Genomic DNA, 19,531 nt, shown 5'->3' with positions numbered 1-19,531 from the left:
GATGGAATTCATAACCAACAATTTACCCGAAGTATTAATGATCTTGGGCGTGATCGCCTTAATCATTGAGGTAGCGGTGCTGGGTATGTCGACCTTTATCTTACTTTTCCTCGGGCTCTCGTTGCTTATATCCGGGTTGCTGATGAACTTCTCTGTACTAGACAGTTCATTGACTACAGCGCTCTGGAGCAATTCCGTGATCACCGCCGTGTTGGCTGTGATTCTGTGGAAACCGTTAAAACGGCTGCAAGAGAACCGGGGGACACAAGATATTCAAACGGATTTTGCTGAGTTGACCTTTACACTGGAAAGTGATGTTGATGATAAAGGGCTGAGCCATTACGCCTACTCTGGCATTAACTGGCAACTGAAAAGCCGCTCTCCTCTGAAAGCGGGAACGCAGGTCACCGTCATCAAAAAAGAGGTGGGGGTGATGTGGGTGGATGCGACTAAGTAAATCCTGAACCGATATTGTAATTAAGCGCGTTAGAGAGACATTTTTAACGCGCTTATTTATTTTTTTAAAACAGTCTGGAGTGATTTGGACGTTTTATCTACCTGAATGTGGAGTTTTATGTCTATTAGAAACGTATTAAGCACGTTTTATCGCGACAACGGAATAAATGTGCCAATGTTTTGATTCGCCTAACATTGTTGTTCCGTCCTCATCGCGTTCGTGAAGTTGAATAATGTCAAAGTTTGTGAAGAGTGCAGCGATATCTTCTTTAGTGAGTGACGTGATAGCCTGGTTGTAATGAGAAGACCATGAGTCATTTTTACCCATAAAATCACCGACAAATACACCGCCTATTTCTAGACAAGAGGTTATCTTTTTCCAAGTAGTTTGAAAATGCACTTTCTCTACGAAAAACAGACTGGCATTTGCGATTACCGCTCCGGACTTTGGGTAGTTGAAGCGATCGAATGATGACTCATAAAGATGAACTTGTGAATTACCCTCGAAGCGTTCTCGACAAATGGCTATTGAATCCGGATTGAGGTCAAATCCATGAACCAGATATCCCTGACTGTTCAAATATTCTATATCACTGCCGGTTCCACAGCCGCAGTCAACGGCAACCTTTTGTGATGACATATTCAATTTAACCGCTTGTTCAGTTCTTTTTGAATGAGGACGGTTTAAAGCTTTTTCGTAGAACTTTCGTCATTTATCTCTATGTTCATCCATGTTAATACATTCCTGAGTTAACCATGACATTATTGTCGTTATGAGCGTGTCCATCGCATTGGCACAAACCTGATGCCATTAACTTCAGATTCAGGAGCCGTTGCTTCGAAACCTTGAGCTTGATAAAAATTGACGGCGTTCACGGAAGCCCTTAACCGCACTTCACCGGACGGTGACTGTTTCAATAGGTGGTGAAGCAGTCGTTTACCTAACCCGGTTCCCTGATAATCATCATCAATGAACAAATGCGTAATATAGTCATGGTCTCTCATTGCCCCATAGCCGATTAGTTGATTATGTTCAGTGAGTTTGAAGCGTTGAAATCGAGTATCGTCAAAAGTCGTTTTGATGTCAGGGAGCACTTTTGATGTAAAAAACAGTCGTCCTTCTTCACTAAAATGCGGGAGGATGTTTGAGTTAGATACCCGCTCGACAAGCTCAACGATTGAATCTAAATCTGAGATTTTTGCTGCCTCGATGTTTGTATCATCGATGTTTATTTCTTTGATGTTCTGTTTTTCGATGTCCATTTGTTCCTTCCCGGAGCAGGGGCCGTATTCAATGGCTTTGAGGTAGATATGCCAGCCAAGAGTGGCTACATCCCTTCTTTTGCCCGAGAAATAGCGGCTTCAATTGCTGCTTTAGCTTGTGGACTATTTTTCCAACACGTTGTTCTCAACATGGACGCCACTCTTTCTGTAATTTCATCAGCCTGATAAGTAGCTAAGTCAGAAAGAGTATCTATTCCAATTTCTTCAAATCTTTTCAATACGGTAGGGCCAACGCCCTTGACCGCTAATAGTGCCTCTCTTTCGGTATCTGAAAACGCCATATGCTCTCCTTAAGAACAGATAAAATGGGTTAGACGACTGCACTCGATTCGCCTGTCATAAAATGATGCCTGACCATCGGCGATAATTTAAATTTTTGTGTGGCAGTAAGCAGTAATACAGGAATAACGGATGCTGGTCATTATAAAAAAGACCTTTGCAGAGCCACTTCAAAAAATAGTGATTAACTTGACCTGTTGCCAATAAAACCTCTGAGAAGTTTCGGTTTAGATCAATTAATCATCTGCGGAGCCACGCATTTATATAGCATTGAAATGGGAGAGGAGAGTCAGGCGTTTTAGATGGCCAGTAGGTATCAGCCTGCTGGTATAAGTCGGTAAGTCTTAGTCGGCGTATTTCCTTATATCGAGGCAGTCCCCCAATTTAATTATTACGCTAATTGTAAATAAAGGGAGATGCCACCAAGCGGAGACAACCCCTGTTTAAGTGGCGAACAGGGGCTGAAAGGTAGCGCTAAAACAGGATCAGACCACCATATTGGCGCTGTGCGAAAAGGCACAACGCGCTCAGTGAATCAATGATTTCTCTTTGAGCCACTCAGCGGCAATCCAGGCTGCTTTGGAAAAGACAGCTTCGTCGGCAGAGCTCAGATAACGTAATTCTTCAATTTCAGCATCAGGCTTGAGTTCGCCGCTGAAATTGGCAAAGTAACAGGTCAGCTGAACAGAAACATCGTCGGCTTTTCCGTCGGCCGGACCGACAAAGGTATCGGCATAACGGATACTGTCTGGGAGCAACTCAACAGACAGTTCTTCGCGAATTTCACGGATTAGCGCCTGCTCATCGCTTTCACCTGGCTCGCGTTTACCGCCTGGCAGATAAAAGAGGGTTTTGCCCTTTGATCGCACTGTCAGTAATTTACCGTCCTGAATAATGATCCAGGCCAGTTTATCAATCAGTTTACTCATCGTGTGTTTTCTCTCTTTCTTTTATATTTCAGCTAGTTACCAGCACTTAGTCGGCCAGGTATTCTTCACCGGCTGCAGCAACAAAAGCAATTTCTACTAGATAGTTCGGATCAGCCAGCTCGGCTTTCACACAAGCGCGGCTTGGCGCACAGCCTTCCGGCAACCAGGCTTCCCATGCTTCGTTTAGTGCATCAAAGTTAGCAAAGTCAGTCAGGTAAATAGTAACTGACAGGATACGAGATTTATCACTGCCGATTTTGGCCAGCATTGCTTCTGCTTGCTGGAAAATTTGCTGTGCCTGACCGCTTACGTCGGCACTGGTGTCAGAGTCCGCCACTTCTACAAAGTGAGCAATGCCGTTATAGACTGTGATATCTGACCAGCGTTTTGAAGGGTTAATACGGTGAATCTTCATGGGAACTTCCTTTTGTGTTTTTAGATGTCGCCAATTTGGCAAAACTTATCAGCGGCTTATCTCTGAATAGGGGGAGAAGGATAATTCAACCAGCCCGGGTTCCGTTTGGCAGGGAGGATTCCGGCATGGCCAGACAAGGGATGACACCGTCGGCATACCCAATGTCAAAAAGCATGCCCTGCGATAATTCCCCCGCCATTTTGCGTTCCGGTAGGTTAACCACAAACAATGCCTGTTTACCGGTGATTTCTGCCGGATTGGCGCGTTCTTGTTTGATTCCGGCTAGAATCGAACGGGTGTGATCGCCGAAATCGACAGTCAATTTCATCAGCTTGTCTGATTTGGCAACGTCGGCGACGGCGGTGATTGTACCGACGCGGATATCCAGCTTGTCGAGGTCATTGATGGTAACAAGGGGTTTGACCGGGGCGGGTGTCATCAGAATATCCTTCTTCCAAAATTGCATTATGCGCCATTATCTTATACCCAATGGGGCGCCGGTTAGAAGACCTGCGGTACAAATTGGAACAAAACGAACGTTTACCTTTACTTCAATGATAATGTTTGATGTGTGATCTCGGGCTCACTCGGGTTCGTCCTGTTTGGCCAGTTGCAGAAACGTTGCCATGCCCTGAATATCGAGATAGCCATCGGCTTTCTTGTGGGTGCGTAAATACTGATAGCCGGTCACCATTTTTATTATCTTTTCGGCTTCTGTTTCGCTGGGCTCTCGGCCATACAAGTGCGAAAAGGCAGCATACAGCGCGATTTTATCTACCACTTCAGCCTGACGATAAAGATACCCGCAGCCGGTTGCCAGCCACTCCAGGGAGCAATTGGCTTTCATTGCAATCTGGTTGGCTTTGGCGAGGCTTGGCTCACTGCCCTTTAGGTATTTTCGGATCAGCGCTTCGCTGATATCCACACGTCGGGCAAAGCCACTGACACTTTCTTCACCAATGAGGGATTTAAGGCGTTCGGCAAAAGACATAATTCGTACTCCGGTTCGAAGCTGAAGGGTTATAGCATTGCGACACGGCCGAAACAAGCCTAGGATGAGGGCAAGATTTATCTGCGAGTTCATCCCGAGAGGGTCGGGTGTGGACTCACTGACAAGGAGTTTACCAACATGGTAGCAAAGGTTGAGATTGCGCCTCAGGGGCCGCAATTTTCTGAACTGGTGCAGGGTTACTGGCGTACGGCGGAATGGGGAATGTCGCCTCAGGAGCGACTGACATTCTTAAAACAACACATTGAGCTGGGCATTACGACTGTTGATCATGCGGATATCTATGGTGACTACAGCTGTGAGCGTCTGTTTGGTGAGGCGCTGGCGTTAGAGCCGTCAGTGCGTGATCAGATTGAGATCGTGACTAAATGCGATATCAAGCTGTGCAGTGCTGCGTTTCCGGAGCGCAAAATTAATCACTATGACACCAGCAAGGCGCACATTCTGGCATCTGTCGATAATTCGTTATCCCGTCTGAATGTTGATCACATCGATGTGCTGCTTATTCATCGACCGGATGTGCTGATGGATGCGGATGAAGTTGCTGAGGCGTTTGCTGAACTGAAGCAGCAGGGGAAAGTCAGCCACTTTGGTGTGTCTAACTTTACGCCCGCTCAGTTTGACCTGCTGCAATCACGCTGGGATGCACCTCTGGTGACTAATCAGGTTGAAATTAATCCGCTGAATTTTGAGGTGTGCCACGACGGAACGCTGGATCAATTGCAAATGAAGCGCATCAAACCGATGGCCTGGTCTTGTCTGGGGGGCGGTGCGATTTTCTCCGGCCAGACTGAGCAACAAATTCGGGTGCGTGACGAACTGGAAGCCATTCGTGAAGAAACCGGTGCGGCCAGTATCGATCAGGTGATTTTTGCCTGGGTACGTCGACTGCCGTCTCGTCCGTTACCGATCATTGGTTCGGGCAAAATTGAACGTGTTCAGGCTGCCGTGGATGCGCTCGACATTGAGCTGACCCGCGAGCAATGGTTCCGCGTCTGGGCGGCCTCTAAAGGCCATGGTGTGCCTTAAGCCTGATTCATGGCGGTTGGCCAATCCGATGTCTAAGTATGCCGGTAACTGACCGGACAAAGAAAAGGGCCAGCAGGCCCTTTTTATTTATGTCAATCAAAGAGAGCGGTTTCAGCGTGTTCGTGGCAGCATCAATAACACAGTTTGTAACTCTTCTTCTGCGCACATTCAGCAGTTTTTAACGCATCCTGGAATCGTTCATCGTAAGGGTAGGCCTCAACCAGTTTGCGGAAGGTCTCTACAGCTTTGGTGTTTTGCTTCTGGTTGTAATATGCCCAGCCTTTAATCTCAGTCAGTCCTACTTCTTTGCCAAAACTGTCCTCAAAGGCTTCACTGTGTTCTATTACGAACTGATAATTCTGCTGCTCGTACGCGTTAAGAATGGCCTTGGATTCACGCTGCTTGGCATACAGCATCTTGCGCTGCGGATCTGCCAGTTTGTTCGCAAGGAACTCAGCATGTTGCTCAAAGCCAGCTTTGTTGAGGGCAAGCGTGTAGCCGTATTGTGTATCTTGAAACTGTTTGTCGCTGCCCGGCATCGCTTCAAGGGCTTGTTCAAAAGCACGTTTGGCTGTCAACGGGCGATCGAGCTTGTACCACTGCCAACCGGCCAGTGCGTACTGACTGGCGGTCATTGACGGTTGCTGATACAGCAGTTCCAGACAAGCCTGAGGTTCACTTTTGCACACTTTGGTGAGTTGTGGTGAGCCCTCGCCGGCATTGAGCTTTTTCAACGCCGGATACCGGCTGGCCCATTGTTGCTGCAACCGGGACGCGTCTTCGCTGCGACCCAGCTGTTGCAGGGTCAGAATTTTCCCTTCAATCTGCTTTTTGTTGGGTTGTCCCGTCCCCGCTGAACCCGACCGGGTCCATTGTATGGATTGGTCAAACCACATCAGCGCCTGACTGTATTGTTTCTGACGGTAATACTGCCAGCCCAGCATTTCTGCGCCTTTTGCATCACGGAGCTGTGTGATCTGTTTTCCGGCCGCGTCGGCATCTGCGGTGCTGAGTCTGGCCTGCCCGAGTTGCGTTAAATGCAACTGATAGGCCAGTTTGTTGTACGCCTCGGGTTGATAGCCAGCACTTTGGCGGTAGCGGGCCAGAATATCACTGCCATTGGTATTGCGGGTCCAGCCGAGCAATTTTTGTGTGGTACTCAGGCCGTGATCCGGGCAGGCCGTCAGAATTTGGGTGAACTTCTGTTTGGCTTTCGGGCCATATCCGGTTGCGACCTCCTGCTGCAGATCCAGCCACGCCCATTGGATTCGCTGGCAGCTGGCCCAGTCAGGATGGGCAGCCAGCAGTTGGCGGGCTTGCTCATTCTGATGAGTTTTGACGGCCTGAGTCAGTTGGTTAAGCGCCTCCTGATAGCTGATTTCAGTGTTCAGCTTTTCAGATGTTTTATTGTTTGCCGCTGCCTGCTGTGCGGCCTGCCAACCTTCTTTTTCCAGAATTTTCCAGATAGGTGTTTCATCAAACTGGGATTGAGTACGCTGCGGGGCGACTTCCACCGACACCTGGCGTTCCAGCAGTTGGACCTGAGCTTGCTCGGCGGCCATTACCGGAGTGGCCGCGAGCAACGCGAGAGTCAAAGGTTTCATTGGCAATACCTCTCGTGAAAAGCGATATGAGAAAAAATGATCAGGCTGGCAGAGTAATAATCGTCATTCGCGTCCGGATGGGGGAGTGCGTTGCGATGCTTGTATTTCTCCTGGCTGATTTGCACCAGTGTTGCAATGGCATTGGCCCCGTTAGGGGCTTTGTAGTCGGCCATCTGAGCGGAGTTAACATCTACCCAGGCGCGGTTATTTTGTTGCAACCAGCTGCGGTAATGGTCGTTAATCGCGCTGTCGTAGCCGCCCCAAATGAGATAAAGGGGGATTCGATAGCTGGAATAGCTGAACCGGGAAGGGAACTGCTGTGCCGGTTGCCAGCTGTCATTCTGAAATTCGAGCCAGTCTGCCGGCAGGTGATACTTCCCGAACTGATTTTTATCCAGTAATGCCAACCCACCTTCGCTGAGTGCGGACCAGCGCGGGCTGAATTGTCTGAACGCATTAAATGCCGGGAAAATCCAGTATGACGGATTGACCACTGTTGAGGTCGGGTGAGCAAACCCGTAGCTTGCCGGCAGTAAAGCCAGTTCATTATCCAGTGTCACAATATGGCTTTTCGCCAGAGCATCAATGATGGCTTTGGCCTGTTCCCGATATTGATAGTCCGGCCAGGCTTCATCGGCTTTCAGCAATGCCCATGCGATAAAAATGTCGCCATCACTGGCATTGTTCGGATCGGGGATATGGGGTGGTTGAGGCTGCCACTTCCAGGCAAACAGGGCATCCTCATCACGCTGCAAGGTAGAACGAGTCCACTGCCAGAGCTGTTTAAAGGTGTCGTGATCGTGGAAGAAGGCGGCCATTAACATGCCGTATCCCTGGCTTTCGCTGTGGCTGATACTGTCATTGCCGTTGTCCACGACTCGTCCCTGAGGCGTGATGTAACGTTGCTTATAATACGTCCAGAGCTTTTGATCGCCCTGAATGTTACAACCGTGCACCTTCGCTTCAACCGATGAGTGCGTCAGCATTGGTAACGTGGCCAGCACAAGCGGAAACCATTTCATCGCGTCTTCTCCAGGCTACGGTGCATCAGCAATGCCAGTGGCAGGATAAGCAGCAGCAACAGCAGTGGCAGCATGTACGGATAAGCAATGAAACCGGCCCGCGCCAGTTGCAGATCGTCCTGATAGCGGTGAACGGCCAGTTCAATACTGCCAGATGAAGCCGGATGTTCCTGGCTGAGATATAGCGCCATTTCTTCATTCAGTGCGGCTTCATTCATTGCGCTGAAGAAAATGTTGCGCCAGCCGTTGATGTCGGTGGTAAGACGAGCCATGGAATCCGCTTGTCCCTGCATACTCAGTGCTGGCTGCGACTGTGAAAACTGGTAGAAGGCCGCAGGCTGAACCCGATTGTCTGCATCAACGCTGCCTGCATCAACGCTGTCGGCTTCCCCTGTGCTATCTGCATTCATGGTGTGAAGTAGGAACTGGCGCAGACGACTGAACACACCGGTTTGATCTGTAACGGATGATTCAGTGCCCCGGTTTTCCCTGCCCACATCAAACGTCAGGTTCACTGGCCGGACTTGTTGCAACGTGGTGGTCAGCAGCAAGTCTGTCATTGGTTGCCGTGCCTGATGGGTCAGGTGACTCAGCAGTTGCCACACCGCTGACAGGGTGCTGTCTTGTTCATAGTGGAGAGTGAATTGTGCATCACGACCGTTGTTGGCACTGAGGAACAGCAGTTGTTCCGGCGGCAGCTGATGTTCATATTCCGCCAGATAATTTACCCAGGCACCCAATTTCAGGGTGGAATGGCTGTCAATCTGCGCGATAAACGGCGTATAGCTTGAGCCCTGATTGTATGTGACCCGTTGTTCGGGGCCGTACAGCTCGACGCTGACAGTGTTGAGTCCCGGACGCAGCTGGCGCATTGGGAACGTCAGGCGATAGTGCTGAGTGTGGCGCCAGAAACTGGCTCGGATAGGCATGCTGTTAGCATATTCACCATTGACTCGGATGATCATGGCGGCTTCACCGGGATCAACTTTCGGATGGCGCAGCACCAGATTGATCTGCGCGTTTTCGTCCTGATTGACCAGCATGTTGGCCGGCATCATCAGGGGCAGCATTAAAGGTTCGTCCCCAAACTGTTTTTGCTGAGTAAACATGCCGATGCGGAAATGATCCTGACTTGCCATTTGCATTGGGCGGACCAGCGGCTGTTCACTGATCTGAGTGAATGCCTGAGGGGGCAGGATGTAGTCAGGGGTCGCGAAATACCGTGATGCCTGTAACAGCTCCGCTGCATTGCGGCCAGAGATTATCAGCCGCCATTGGCGGGTTTCAGGCTGGCGGAAAACCGCCAGAAATGGCCCGTGGATACTGTCAGTCATGGTATCCGGGATGGCATGCTGATGTCGCAGGTTTTCTGGTAACCCGAAGACCAACTGGACTTTATCGCTGTCTGACAGTGCTGAACTGTTGTTCGACAGGCCAGAGTCTGAGCCGATCAGGTTGTCGTAGGCATACTGGTACTGGTCGCTACCGCTGCGTAGTGTCCAACCCTGAACCAAGTGAGAAGCGACAGTAAGCGCGGCCTGCGGGTTATCCTCCAGCAGATTGACGATCGTCAGTGTCTGACCATGCAGCTGGCCGCTTTTTATCAGCCCGGCCAACGTGGCCAGTGTCGGTGAGCTATTCGTGTCGCGGTAATCCAGTTCATAGAATGACTGCGATGCCAGAATTTCGGTTACAGCTTCTGATGCATCAATTCGCTGCTCGGTCATTGTCAGTGACGCAGGTAGCTGGTGGCGCACCGAAATAGTCATCATGTTGCCATACCGACTCAGCAGTTCGGGTGGCAGTGTCACCTTAATTTGCTGTGGCTCGCCGCTGGGGTGCAACTGAATATTGGCAAGTGGCTTCTCACCAAGATTGAGCCATAAATTAGCCAGATCAATATTGCCCGAATGACTGAGGGTCAGCGATAGCTGAATGGCGTTTGCTTGCTGGTGATCCAGCACCGTGATCGGGAAACTGATCTTATCCCATTGCCCGCGCAGCATCGGATCCCGGCCATCCGGTAACAGATATTGAAACGGCACCCGAATGGTTTCAGCCTGACTGGCGGCAGTGATCAGGAAACAGACAAGAAAAAGCAATATGCGTTTCATTGGCGTACATCCTGTGTTGGGTTGTCGTGGTGAACTGCTGAGCCGGAAGAGTCCTGACGATTGCCCGCTGAAGTGATGGCCTGGGTGAGCCCGAGGAAGGCCAGCTTGCAGAAACTGGCAAATGCATGGGGCAGACTTTTGCGCTGTTGAGCTTCAAACTCGCGGCGTTTCTCCCAGCGTTGGCTGTGGCCGAAGGTCATGCTGGTAAAAATCTGCGCGGCTTTGGCATCGGCATCCATCAACTCGCAATTGACGGTTTGTCCGGTTGCCAGGGCTTGAACTCGATGCACCCGTAGTGTCAGGCGATGCGGTTTCAGGTGCATTTTGTCTGAGCTTTTACCGGCGGTGTTGCCGTGAATGTTGTCACTTATCGGATAGCTCTCGGTATCAGGTTGAGGTGAAGACTTAGGCTGGGGTGAAGATTTCGGCTGAGGTAAAGACCTCGGCTGCTCAGCCAGACAAACTAGCTGGATTACATCGTTCGGTTGCAGCGGCTGACTCAGCGAAGGAATGGTCAGCCGGGCACCGCTGATCGATGCGTCTTCAATCAGTGCATCGGATGATTCTCCGTTGATGCTGACCGATGCCCGGGTTTCACAGCGAGTCCGGGGTTCAAAACGACGCTGACGTTTTTCCACCATGGCACCAAGGCAGACCAGGCACATCAGCAGGTTGAAGGTGTTGAAGACCAGTACGACTGTGAGTTGCCCTTGCTCGACCGGGTACTGGTAGATCCGATAAATCCCCCAGGCTTCTGCGGTACCGATGATCGCGATCAGTGCCAGTACCACAGGAGTTAATGACGAAAAGTGGGTATGGTCAGTGGTTTCGCCTTTCGGAGTTACGGTAAAGCTTGGTTTTCTCGGGTTCACCAGTACCGACAGCACTGGTAACAGCAGGAAAAGCGCCAGTATGGTCTCGTACAGCTCGGAGAAAAAGGCGTTACGCGAGTTGCCGAATAAGTGCTGGTTGATAGCCATGCTGATGATCAGATGAGGGATGGCGTAAGCGATAAAGTCGTTCGCGTTACCCACGAAAATTTGCAGGTCAAACAGCAGGTAGCACAAGGGGGCCAGTAGGTAAATGACCCTGAATAGCGGGAAAAACCAGAATAGGGTTGAGTTCAGGTAGCAGAGCTTCTGCGGCAGGCTCAGCCCACGCTTCAGCAGGGGATTGTTGCGCATGAAAATTTGCAGCATGCCTTGTGCCCAGCGGGTACGCTGGGTCACATACGCCCCGAATGTGTCAGGCGAGAGGCCTGCGATCATGGCCTTGTTGATATAGGCGCTGTCCCATCCGTTGGCGTGAATATTAATCGCGGTATCGGCATCTTCAGTGATGGTTTTGCTTGAGATCCCCCCAGCTTCAACCAGTGCCTTGCGGCGAATGATGGCGGCTGAACCACAGAAAAAACTGGCATTCCAGAAGTCCATACCTTTCAGAATGCGGTTATAGAACATTTCGTTTTCTGCCGGCACCTTGTTCTCTATGCCCAGATTGCGCTCAATGGGGTTTGGGGTGACAAAAAAATGCGGTGTCTGGAGAAATCCTAAACGGGGTTGCTGCTGAAACATGCCGACAGTATTGACCAGAAAATCACGGGTGGGCACATGGTCAGCGTCCAGAATCAGAATCAGCTCTCCGGAGCTGTGTTTGAGCGCGTGATTGATATTCCCGGCTTTGGCGTTCAGGTTAGCCGGTCTGGTCAGGTAGTTGGCTCCCAATTCCAGGCACAGTTGTTTTAGGTCATTGGTCCGCTGACGAGCCGCATTGGCACGCTGAAGATTCGGGTCGTTCAGCTTTTGCGCCGTGCCGCCATCGTCCAACACCCAGACATTAACCGTCCCCGGATAGCGAAGCTGCATCGCTGCCGAGATTGTTGGCCGTACCACGCGAGGCGATTCGTTGTAGGTTGGAATGAATACATCAATGACGGGAAGAGGCTTGCTTTCGTCAATTGGTACGATGTCCCGCTCACGCTGGCGTACGTTCACGAACATACCTAGCAGGTAGATGGTGATGCCGTAAATTTCGGTGATGAATAGCGCCAGCGCAAAAGGCATATCAATGCTGCTTTCCCATGGCAGAGTTTGGTCGTAGCGCCACCAGATATAGCGCAGCGAAATCAGCGCGCCTGTGATCAACATGATCAGGTTCAGCATGTTTCTGTCGCTGCGGTTCATCCCCAGCATCACAATGACAAACGTAGAGGCTGACAGCCAGAGGTGAGTTTCCGTTGAGACGTTCACGGTTGCCAGGCCGGTAATCGCGACAAACAGCAGAATGGCAGCGAACCACTTCATTCCGGACAGTGCATTCGGGGTTTTCATGACGGAAAGTCCTCCAGATAGAAACTGGGTTTCAGCTCATCCAGCCAGGTGAGACTGTGACGGTTTTCAGGGGCGCAATAATGGATAAAGATGGATAACCACTGCTCCATCTTGCGGGTGTGCTGTTGGGCATAAACGCAGCGGTCACCGTTGGGCATGACGTTGACCCAACGCTGGTAGGGGCCGACTGCGTTGTACTTACGCTCACCGGGGTTTGACGGCATGGCAAAGGCGAAAAGCGAGGGAGGCTGTTCCAGTGGTTTTTTCGACACCACCTGTACGATCAGGTTTTCACCGCGCTGAAAAGTTGTATTGTCCAGCTCAGACCAGAACCATAGCTCTTCGTTTCTGCGCTGCCGGTAATTGGTCAGCAGTTTTTGCCCTTCTGGATAGACAGGTAGCTGATAGTCATGGATTGTGACGGGATCATTGAACGTATGACTGACTGTCTGGGACTGAGTCAGCTGACACCCGGTCAGACTGAGCGCCCCAACAACAATGCCAAGGATACTGCGTAAACTCATAAGTGCCTCCTTGATGCTCCTGAACGGGGCTATGCAAGAACGCCACCATATTTTCAATCCTGACTAGCCGACTGATTTATGAGAATTTTTCTTAATGCTGAACACGTTGATGACAGAAAGTGTAAAAGATACTGACATTTGAATCAGTAGAGAGAGGGGAGCTCGAAAGCCACGGAACATAACGAGTCGAAAAGTGGATAGCAAGAAAACAGCAGTTTAAACAAAATGGTTCAAGCAAAACAGTTTATGCAAAACGGTTCAAAGAAAACAGAGAGATGAAACAGCAGGCAGAGAGATGACAGGCAGCTTCAATAAAATACGTATTAAAAGCTGCCTGATGGCGGGTGCTTGATAGATCCAGTCTGATAGCAGCCTAATGACAGGCGCATCGGGCATGTACCGTACCGGGTAAGGCGTACTCAGTTTGGAGTTTGACCTGAAGTTTCTGACGCGCAAGAGCGTCTTGGTGACTAAATCGTCTTGCTAAACCGAACTTCCAGGCCAGAGTTTCAAGGCCAGACGCTCGAGGCCTGTAAACACGCCTTTAAGTCACTGTAGCTGACTCAGGAAAACCTGATTAACGCTCAGATCACCACTCGCCGGTGTTTTCCATGGATGCCCATGGTTCAGCCGGTGCCAGTGCTTCGCCTTTTTGCAGTAGCTCAATGGAAATGCCATCCGGAGAGCGGACAAATGCCATGTAGCCATCACGCGGAGGACGGTTGATTGTCACACCGTTGTCCTGAAGATGGGCGCACAGGTCGTAAATATTATCGACACGGAAAGCCAGGTGGCCAAAGTTACGGCCACCGGTGTACGCTTCAGGATCCCAGTTATAGGTCAGCTCAAGTAGCGGCGCATGATGTGCTTTTGCGTAGTCTGCGTCACCCGGTGCAGCCAAAAACACCAGCGTAAAGCGGCCTTTCTCACTCTCTTTTCGGTTAACTTCAACCAATCCCAGCTTGTTGCAGTAAAAGTCCAGAGAAGCGTCAAGGTCGCTGACGCGCACCATAGTGTGTAGATATTCCATTGTATTTCCTGTGGTTATCCAAATGGTTTTGATGTCTATTCTAACAGTATTTCGGCGACTGCTTCACCTACTCCGAAAGCGGACTGTGGGTTCTGGCCGGTGACCAGTTTGCCATCCACGACCACGTTCTTGGTCCAGGGGCTGGTTTTGACAAACACGGCGCTGGCTGCTTTCAGCTGATCTTCAAGGAGGAAAGGCACCACATCGGTCAGTTCCACCTCTTTTTCTTCCTCGTTAGTAAATCCGGTCACGCGTTTGTTGGCAATCAGGTACGTTCCGTCAGGGAGGGTCACATTCACCAATGCGGCGGGCCCGTGACAGATGGCTGCGACTACGCCGCCTTGCTGAGCCATATTTACCGCCGCTTGCTGGACGGTGCTGCTGTCAGGAAAGTCCCACATGGTGCCGTGGCCACCGGCGAACACAATCGCCTGATATTCGCCGATATCCACACTGGCAAGAGAGTCGCTGTTCTTCAGGTGTTCGACCAGTTCAGGCGTGGCGAGAAAACGTGCATTGGCGTGATCCTCTTCATCCCAGCTTTTGGGATCAACCGGTGTTTCGCCGCCGTCAATCGAGACCACATCGACCCGAATCCCCTGATCGGCCATGGCATAGTAAGGGTGGGTCAGTTCAGAAAGCCAGAAGCCGGTCTGTGTACCGGTATCGCCCATGTGAGCATGGCTAGTAAGGACTATCAGTGCTTTTTTCATGTTTGACATCCCTTCTTCGAGTGAGATACAGCGAAAGCTTAGTTGATCACGGCTGGGTTCGTTACTTTGAAGGACAACTCTGTGAACATCACGCAAGTAAATACTTACCTTTATCATCAGGATATGCTTGAGAAGAAAGGGCAAGTCTTGCAAAATAAAGCCAGTTTATACCCTCATAGTGAATGATTAAGGTAACGAGCATGATTTCTAAGTGGGCTGTGCGCTTTTTTCAGATGGCCGAGCTGGTTGGTTCATGGAGTAAAGATCCCTCGACGCAGGTTGGTGCAGTGATCACCCAGGGAAATCGCATTGTTTCTGTTGGCTTCAACGGTTATCCGCACGGTATTTCAGACAGTGCCGACACCGATGAGCGCGAAATGAAGTACCTGAAAACCCTGCACGCCGAAGAGAACGCAATTCTGTTTGCGAAACGTGATTTGGCCGGTTGTGATATCTGGGTGACGCATTTCCCTTGCCCGAACTGCGCCGCCAAAATTATCCAGACGGGGATTTCAACGGTGCATTGTCCTGAGCAGACGGACGATTTCCTGTCTCGCTGGGGTGAGAAAATCAAAGTCAGCGAAGAAATGTTCCAGCAAGCGGGTGTTGCGATTGACTGGCTGCCGCTGGAAGGACTGGCACTCAAGAGCCCGCAATAAACGTTTCACGGGCTTGGTCAGATAAATGACTGAGCCATCTCTTGTCAGTATGAAAGCCACCTTATGCCTCAGTAAGCAAAGGTGGCTTTTTTGTCGCACTGTTTTGCTGCTGTTAAAAGCAAAAGTGACAGTTTTCACGGGTCAGCCCGTATTTTCCCCGTAAGTTCGTGATGTGATCCTGCCCGGCTTTTATTCCCATCTGGTAGCCTTCATCGAGTCGCTCACGTTTCATAGTGAGGCGTTTGACGGCGAAGTTTTCCGGTGGGGCAATGACTCTGACTGTCGCGTCTTGCGGCGGGGTCCGAATAAACTCCAGTGATGCATTGTAGCGTTCAGCACGGTGTGCCATAGCCTCCGCTACACCCGGATACCGGGATAGCAGCGTTTTCATGACCCACGGGTGGCGGTTCGGCGGCATGTGATAACTGAGCGGATGAGATAACACCACGGTGATATCTCGTGCTCCGCGTCGGTAGGCTTCTTTAACCGGAATAGAATCAGCGACACCCCCATCGGTAAAACACCCCCCTGAAAAACAGGGTGTCGTTTTAAAAGCAATCGGTAGCGCTGCTGTCGCCACCATGGCTTGATGCATGTTGTGCTCGGTAATACGGTAGTAGTTGGCCTTACCGGTATTCACATCTGTCATGGTTGCCCAGAATGGAATTGCGCTAAACAGTTGCTGCTTGTCGAGTGGAAAGCGGCGATTAGACTCTGTCCACAGCCATTCCACGTCCACCAGATCGCCGCCTTTCAGAAAACGACGCGGATTGTAGAACCGTCGGCTGGTAGCCAGTTCAGTAATAACCTGATAACTGCGCTGAGGCGCATCGGCGACATAGCCCAACAGATTAGATGCCCCGGCTGAAACACCAATCGCAAAATCATAGGGTCGATGCCCTTCTGACATAAAGGCATCCAGGACGCCGCTGGCAAAAATTCCCCGCATTGCGCCACCTTCGACAATAAGCGCTCGGCTGTTTTCAAACTGCATACTGACCTCATATTCTTGTAATGCGAGAAGAATACGCACGAACTGCGGGCAGGAAAAATTGGTCGTGTTTATTGATTTGATAGGTAAAAACAAACAGCCATCAATCGATGGCTGTTGTGATAGAAAAGAGGGGGGGATCAGAAAGTTTTCAACGGTATTACACGCAAGGAATGACTTCTGTTGTTGGGCGGTCACCCACCTTCATTGCTCGGGTGTATTTGATGTAACAGCGCTTTTCTTTCAGTACTTCCTGGTTACTTGAATCTGTTTCTACATTATGACGGAAGGTAATGTAGGCGGATTCTATATCTTGGCTGTCGCCGTAGATCGCGACGAAATCATAATCGTCTGAACGGTAATCGCGAATCCCTTTCACCAGGTTCGATAAGGACACTGGGTCGGAATCAGGGTAACCAAACCGGAACACACAGTAGGTGTTGGATGTCATTTTGCAGAGGCTGAAAGGTAGGTCTGTAACCAATGCGTTCTCATGCCCGGCATTGTCATGGGTTGTGACATAAGGGTGATTTTCCAGCCCTTCGATAGCCATTTTTCCGTAAGTCGTTTCAGCGGTCGATTTGATGGTTCCTGCCATGCTTGCAAGTACCGCGTTTCTGGCATCGTCTTGTGCGTCCAAAAATTTAGGTGCGGCAACTACGGCAACAATACCGAGAATCACAACAACAGTGACCAGTTCTATTAATGTGAAACCTTTAGCTTTCATTCGGGTTTATATCATACAAAAAATCAGTGGCCGGATTATACGCCACAAATACCATATGGCAATCAAATATGTATTAAGAGGAACTTAATCGCTTTTGTATGCAAGATATCGGTATTTACTGGGTTTTAACGCCAAAATATGCAGCGTCGGAATGAAAGTGAGGGATGGCCGATGATCTGATAAGTTAACCAGTTGATTTAATTGGTTGAGTAAGTGTTTGTAGATGGAAATGCCAGCTGATTCCCAACTTGCCGACATTGTCAGCGAGTCGCTTCTGCTAATGTCAAAACATTCAGGATAACAATGAAAGCAGGGCAGAGAAAGGTGAGTGGATGAGCCAAATCATGATCATTGAGGGAGACATCACCAAAGCGAAGGTGGATGCCATCGTCAATGCCGCGAATCCAGTTATGTTGGGAGGAGGCGGAGTTGATGGCGCGATTCATCAGGCTGCAGGCTCTGCATTGCGGCAAGCCTGCTTGCAAGTACCCGCCTATGGGGGTGTCCGATGCCCGACCGGGGAGGCGCGCATTACCAGTGCCGGCAATTTATCTGCCAAGTACGTGATTCACACCGTTGGCCCGGTCTATGATCGTGTCTCCAATCCTGCAGCGCTACTGGGAGCCGCCTACGAGCACAGCCTTCAACTGGCTCTGGAGCATCAGTGCCAGACCATCGCCTTTCCCGCGATTTCTTGTGGTGTGTATGGTTATCCTCACGATGAAGCCGCTGAAGTGGCATTCTCCGTCTGTCGTCGTGAGGCGTACAGTCATCTGCAAATCTATTTTTATTTGATGGGAAAATCGATGGTATCACTTTGGAAACAGATCCTGAGTTCGCAGCCCTGAACAAACAACAGACAGTTGTTAGGCTTGTATTATGAAATGGTGAACCTGAATTGGCCTAAAGCCTGAAAGCCTGAAAGCCTGAAAGTCTGAATGTATAAGAGGTTAAATCTGCAGGTGGGTGAAACGCGGAGTATATCATCGCGGATGAAAAATGCTGGTGGTGCTGACTGTCAGACAAATCAAGTGTGACGAAAAATGGGGAAGACCTGATGAGAATTACGTTTCTTGGTGGTACTGAAACCGTTACCGGATCCAAGTTTCTTGTCGAAACCAAAAATACGAGCGTACTGGTCGATTGTGGACTTTTTCAGGGGTACAAATGGTTACGGGAAAGAAACTGGCAAACGCTGCCGATGGATATCAATTCGCTGGATGCCGTCATCCTCACGCACGCGCACCTGGATCATTCAGGCTATATTCCGGTGCTCTATAAACGTGGTTTTCGTGGTCCGGTGTTTACTCATCATGCGACACAAGCACTGTGCCAAATCTTGCTGGTTGACAGCGGCCATATTCAGGAAGAAGACGCCCGTTATTTAAGCAAGCACAAGCTCGGTAAACACGAACACCCTGAACCGCTTTACGACCGTCAAACTGCCGAAGAGTGTATGACACTCTTTCAGCCAGTGGATTTCGATGAGCAGGTGGAAGTCGGCGATATCCGATTTCATCTGCAACCGGCCGGGCATATCCTTGGCGCGGCAAGTATTATTCTGGAAGCAGAGGGAAAGCGCGTCGGCTTTTCCGGCGATGTTGGGCGTTACAACGATGTGTTGATGCGACCCCCCCGGCCGTTACCGGAGCTGGATTTGTTATTGATGGAGTCCACCTATGGTAATCGCCTGCACGACAATCAGGACCCTGCCGAGCAACTTGCTGCGGTGGTAAACCGTGTCGCTAAAAACGGGGGAGTGTTACTGGTGCCCGTTTTTGCCGTGGGAAGGGCGCAGGCCTTTCAGCATTTGCTGGCAAAACTGATGGATAACGGGGAAATTCCCAGAATGCCGATCTATCTCGACAGCCCGATGGCCATCGAAGTGTCAGATATATTTTGCCGCTTCAGCGATCAACACAAGCTGAGTCATAATGAATGTCACCGTATGAGCCATTCCATTATTTATACCCGCACAGTGGATGAGTCGAAAGCAATCGAAGGGCAGGCGTTTCCTCATATTATTATTGCCGGCAGTGGCATGGCGACAGGGGGGCGCATTTTACACCACTTCAAGCGCTGGCTGTCGAGTCCGAAATGTACGGTCCTGTTCACTGGGTATCAGGTGGGGGGGACCCGCGGCGCGAAAATGCTTGAAGGGGTGGAATCAGTAAAAATTCACGGCGAGTGGATTCCGCTTCGAGCCTCGGTCACTGCGATATCCAGTTTGTCCGGCCATGCTGATTACCTGGAGCTTACCAAATGGCTGCAGGAATCCTCTATGGCGAAGAAAACGCAAATTAAGTTGATTCATGGTGACCATGAAGCGCTTGAAAGCCTGCGGGTGTATTTGCAGGAGCATACGAAATTTAATGTCAGCGTAGCGGGGTACTGGGATATTTTGCGCCTGTAGTTT

The 19,531-nt window shown here is 50.2% G+C and carries 21 protein-coding genes; 5 read left to right on the top strand and 16 right to left on the bottom strand.

The window, feature by feature from the left end:
• Position 1: 1 nt before the first annotated feature.
• Positions 2–457: an NfeD family protein gene (locus FH974_RS22610; RefSeq protein WP_047886061.1), complete on the top strand. Its 456-nt coding sequence runs from the start codon at positions 2–4 to the stop codon at positions 455–457.
• Positions 458–592: 135 nt separating this feature from the next.
• Here the strand turns inward: FH974_RS22610 and FH974_RS22605 are convergent, their stop codons facing one another.
• The 7 genes from FH974_RS22605 to FH974_RS22575 all read right to left on the bottom strand — a co-directional run bounded on the left by FH974_RS22605 (position 593) and on the right by FH974_RS22575 (position 4,354).
• The gene (locus FH974_RS22605; protein ID WP_422894364.1) at positions 593–1,096 is read right to left on the bottom strand and encodes a class I SAM-dependent methyltransferase; all 504 of its coding nucleotides are present in this window, start codon (positions 1,094–1,096) and stop codon (positions 593–595) included.
• Between the two features lie 131 nt (positions 1,097–1,227).
• Complete coding sequence (locus FH974_RS22600; protein WP_053061885.1) at positions 1,228–1,719, bottom strand: GNAT family N-acetyltransferase; 492 nt, start codon at positions 1,717–1,719, stop codon at positions 1,228–1,230.
• Positions 1,720–1,784: 65 nt separating this feature from the next.
• Positions 1,785–2,021, bottom strand: coding sequence for a hypothetical protein (locus FH974_RS22595; protein WP_047886060.1), 237 nt, complete (start codon positions 2,019–2,021; stop codon positions 1,785–1,787).
• A 525-nt stretch (positions 2,022–2,546) separates the two neighbouring features.
• A complete protein-coding gene (locus FH974_RS22590; protein WP_047886059.1) occupies positions 2,547–2,948 on the bottom strand; it encodes an NUDIX hydrolase in 402 nt (133 codons plus the stop codon).
• A gap of 46 nt (positions 2,949–2,994) precedes the next feature.
• The gene (locus FH974_RS22585) at positions 2,995–3,363 is read right to left on the bottom strand and encodes a RidA family protein (RefSeq protein WP_047886058.1); all 369 of its coding nucleotides are present in this window, start codon (positions 3,361–3,363) and stop codon (positions 2,995–2,997) included.
• 85 nt (positions 3,364–3,448) lie between these two features.
• Positions 3,449–3,802 (bottom strand): tRNA-binding protein, encoded by a 354-nt coding sequence (locus FH974_RS22580; protein WP_047886057.1) that lies wholly within the window; start codon positions 3,800–3,802, stop codon positions 3,449–3,451.
• Positions 3,803–3,946: 144 nt separating this feature from the next.
• Entirely contained in the window at positions 3,947–4,354 is a 408-nt protein-coding gene (locus FH974_RS22575) for a helix-turn-helix domain-containing protein (RefSeq protein ID WP_047886056.1), read from the bottom strand.
• Between the two features lie 138 nt (positions 4,355–4,492).
• Here FH974_RS22575 and FH974_RS22570 point away from each other — a divergent pair, with 138 nt between their 5' ends.
• Positions 4,493–5,401, top strand: a complete 909-nt coding sequence (locus FH974_RS22570) for an aldo/keto reductase (RefSeq protein ID WP_047886055.1) — start codon at positions 4,493–4,495, stop codon at positions 5,399–5,401.
• A 131-nt stretch (positions 5,402–5,532) separates the two neighbouring features.
• On the opposite strand, the gene FH974_RS22565 is transcribed toward FH974_RS22570, so the two are convergent.
• The 7 genes from FH974_RS22565 to FH974_RS22535 all read right to left on the bottom strand — a co-directional run bounded on the left by FH974_RS22565 (position 5,533) and on the right by FH974_RS22535 (position 14,738).
• Complete coding sequence (locus tag FH974_RS22565; RefSeq protein WP_047886054.1) at positions 5,533–7,005, bottom strand: tetratricopeptide repeat protein; 1,473 nt, start codon at positions 7,003–7,005, stop codon at positions 5,533–5,535.
• Positions 7,002–8,027, bottom strand: a complete 1,026-nt coding sequence (locus FH974_RS22560) for a family 8 glycosyl hydrolase (protein ID WP_047886053.1) — start codon at positions 8,025–8,027, stop codon at positions 7,002–7,004. Before FH974_RS22560 ends, FH974_RS22565 begins: the two co-directional genes overlap by 4 nt.
• Positions 8,024–10,141, bottom strand: coding sequence for a cellulose biosynthesis cyclic di-GMP-binding regulatory protein BcsB (locus FH974_RS22555; RefSeq protein ID WP_047886052.1), 2,118 nt, complete (start codon positions 10,139–10,141; stop codon positions 8,024–8,026). Before FH974_RS22555 ends, FH974_RS22560 begins: the two co-directional genes overlap by 4 nt.
• Complete coding sequence (bcsA, locus tag FH974_RS22550; protein WP_047886051.1) at positions 10,138–12,471, bottom strand: UDP-forming cellulose synthase catalytic subunit; 2,334 nt, start codon at positions 12,469–12,471, stop codon at positions 10,138–10,140. Before bcsA ends, FH974_RS22555 begins: the two co-directional genes overlap by 4 nt.
• Positions 12,468–12,995: a hypothetical protein gene (locus FH974_RS22545; protein WP_207103782.1), complete on the bottom strand. Its 528-nt coding sequence runs from the start codon at positions 12,993–12,995 to the stop codon at positions 12,468–12,470. The genes bcsA and FH974_RS22545 overlap by 4 nt, the downstream gene beginning before the upstream one ends.
• A gap of 589 nt (positions 12,996–13,584) precedes the next feature.
• Entirely contained in the window at positions 13,585–14,025 is a 441-nt protein-coding gene (locus FH974_RS22540) for a VOC family protein (protein ID WP_047886050.1), read from the bottom strand.
• Between the two features lie 35 nt (positions 14,026–14,060).
• Entirely contained in the window at positions 14,061–14,738 is a 678-nt protein-coding gene (locus FH974_RS22535) for a type 1 glutamine amidotransferase domain-containing protein (protein ID WP_047886049.1), read from the bottom strand.
• 200 nt (positions 14,739–14,938) lie between these two features.
• Between FH974_RS22535 and FH974_RS22530 the strand changes: the two genes are divergently transcribed.
• Entirely contained in the window at positions 14,939–15,397 is a 459-nt protein-coding gene (locus tag FH974_RS22530) for a dCMP deaminase family protein (RefSeq protein ID WP_047886048.1), read from the top strand.
• A 112-nt stretch (positions 15,398–15,509) separates the two neighbouring features.
• On the opposite strand, the gene FH974_RS22525 is transcribed toward FH974_RS22530, so the two are convergent.
• Together FH974_RS22525 and FH974_RS22520 are read right to left on the bottom strand one after the other, a co-directional pair.
• On the bottom strand, positions 15,510–16,391 hold the full coding sequence (locus tag FH974_RS22525; RefSeq protein WP_047886047.1) for a patatin-like phospholipase family protein: 882 nt from the start codon (positions 16,389–16,391) through the stop codon (positions 15,510–15,512).
• Positions 16,392–16,548: 157 nt separating this feature from the next.
• Positions 16,549–17,115 carry a type II secretion system protein gene (locus FH974_RS22520; protein ID WP_053061884.1) on the bottom strand — a complete coding sequence of 189 codons (567 nt, stop codon included), beginning with the start codon at positions 17,113–17,115 and terminating at the stop codon, positions 16,549–16,551.
• A 332-nt stretch (positions 17,116–17,447) separates the two neighbouring features.
• Between FH974_RS22520 and FH974_RS22515 the strand changes: the two genes are divergently transcribed.
• Both FH974_RS22515 and FH974_RS22510 read left to right on the top strand, forming a co-directional pair.
• Complete coding sequence (locus FH974_RS22515; protein WP_047886046.1) at positions 17,448–17,963, top strand: macro domain-containing protein; 516 nt, start codon at positions 17,448–17,450, stop codon at positions 17,961–17,963.
• A gap of 209 nt (positions 17,964–18,172) precedes the next feature.
• Entirely contained in the window at positions 18,173–19,528 is a 1,356-nt protein-coding gene (locus FH974_RS22510; RefSeq protein ID WP_047886045.1) for an MBL fold metallo-hydrolase, read from the top strand.
• Positions 19,529–19,531: the final 3 nt, after the last annotated feature.

It is taken from the genome of Photobacterium ganghwense (assembly GCF_017329545.1).
GTDB lineage: Bacteria > Pseudomonadota > Gammaproteobacteria > Enterobacterales > Vibrionaceae > Photobacterium > Photobacterium ganghwense.
Note: the sequence above shows the minus strand (reverse complement) of the source record. Positions and strands in the feature narration are given on the sequence as shown.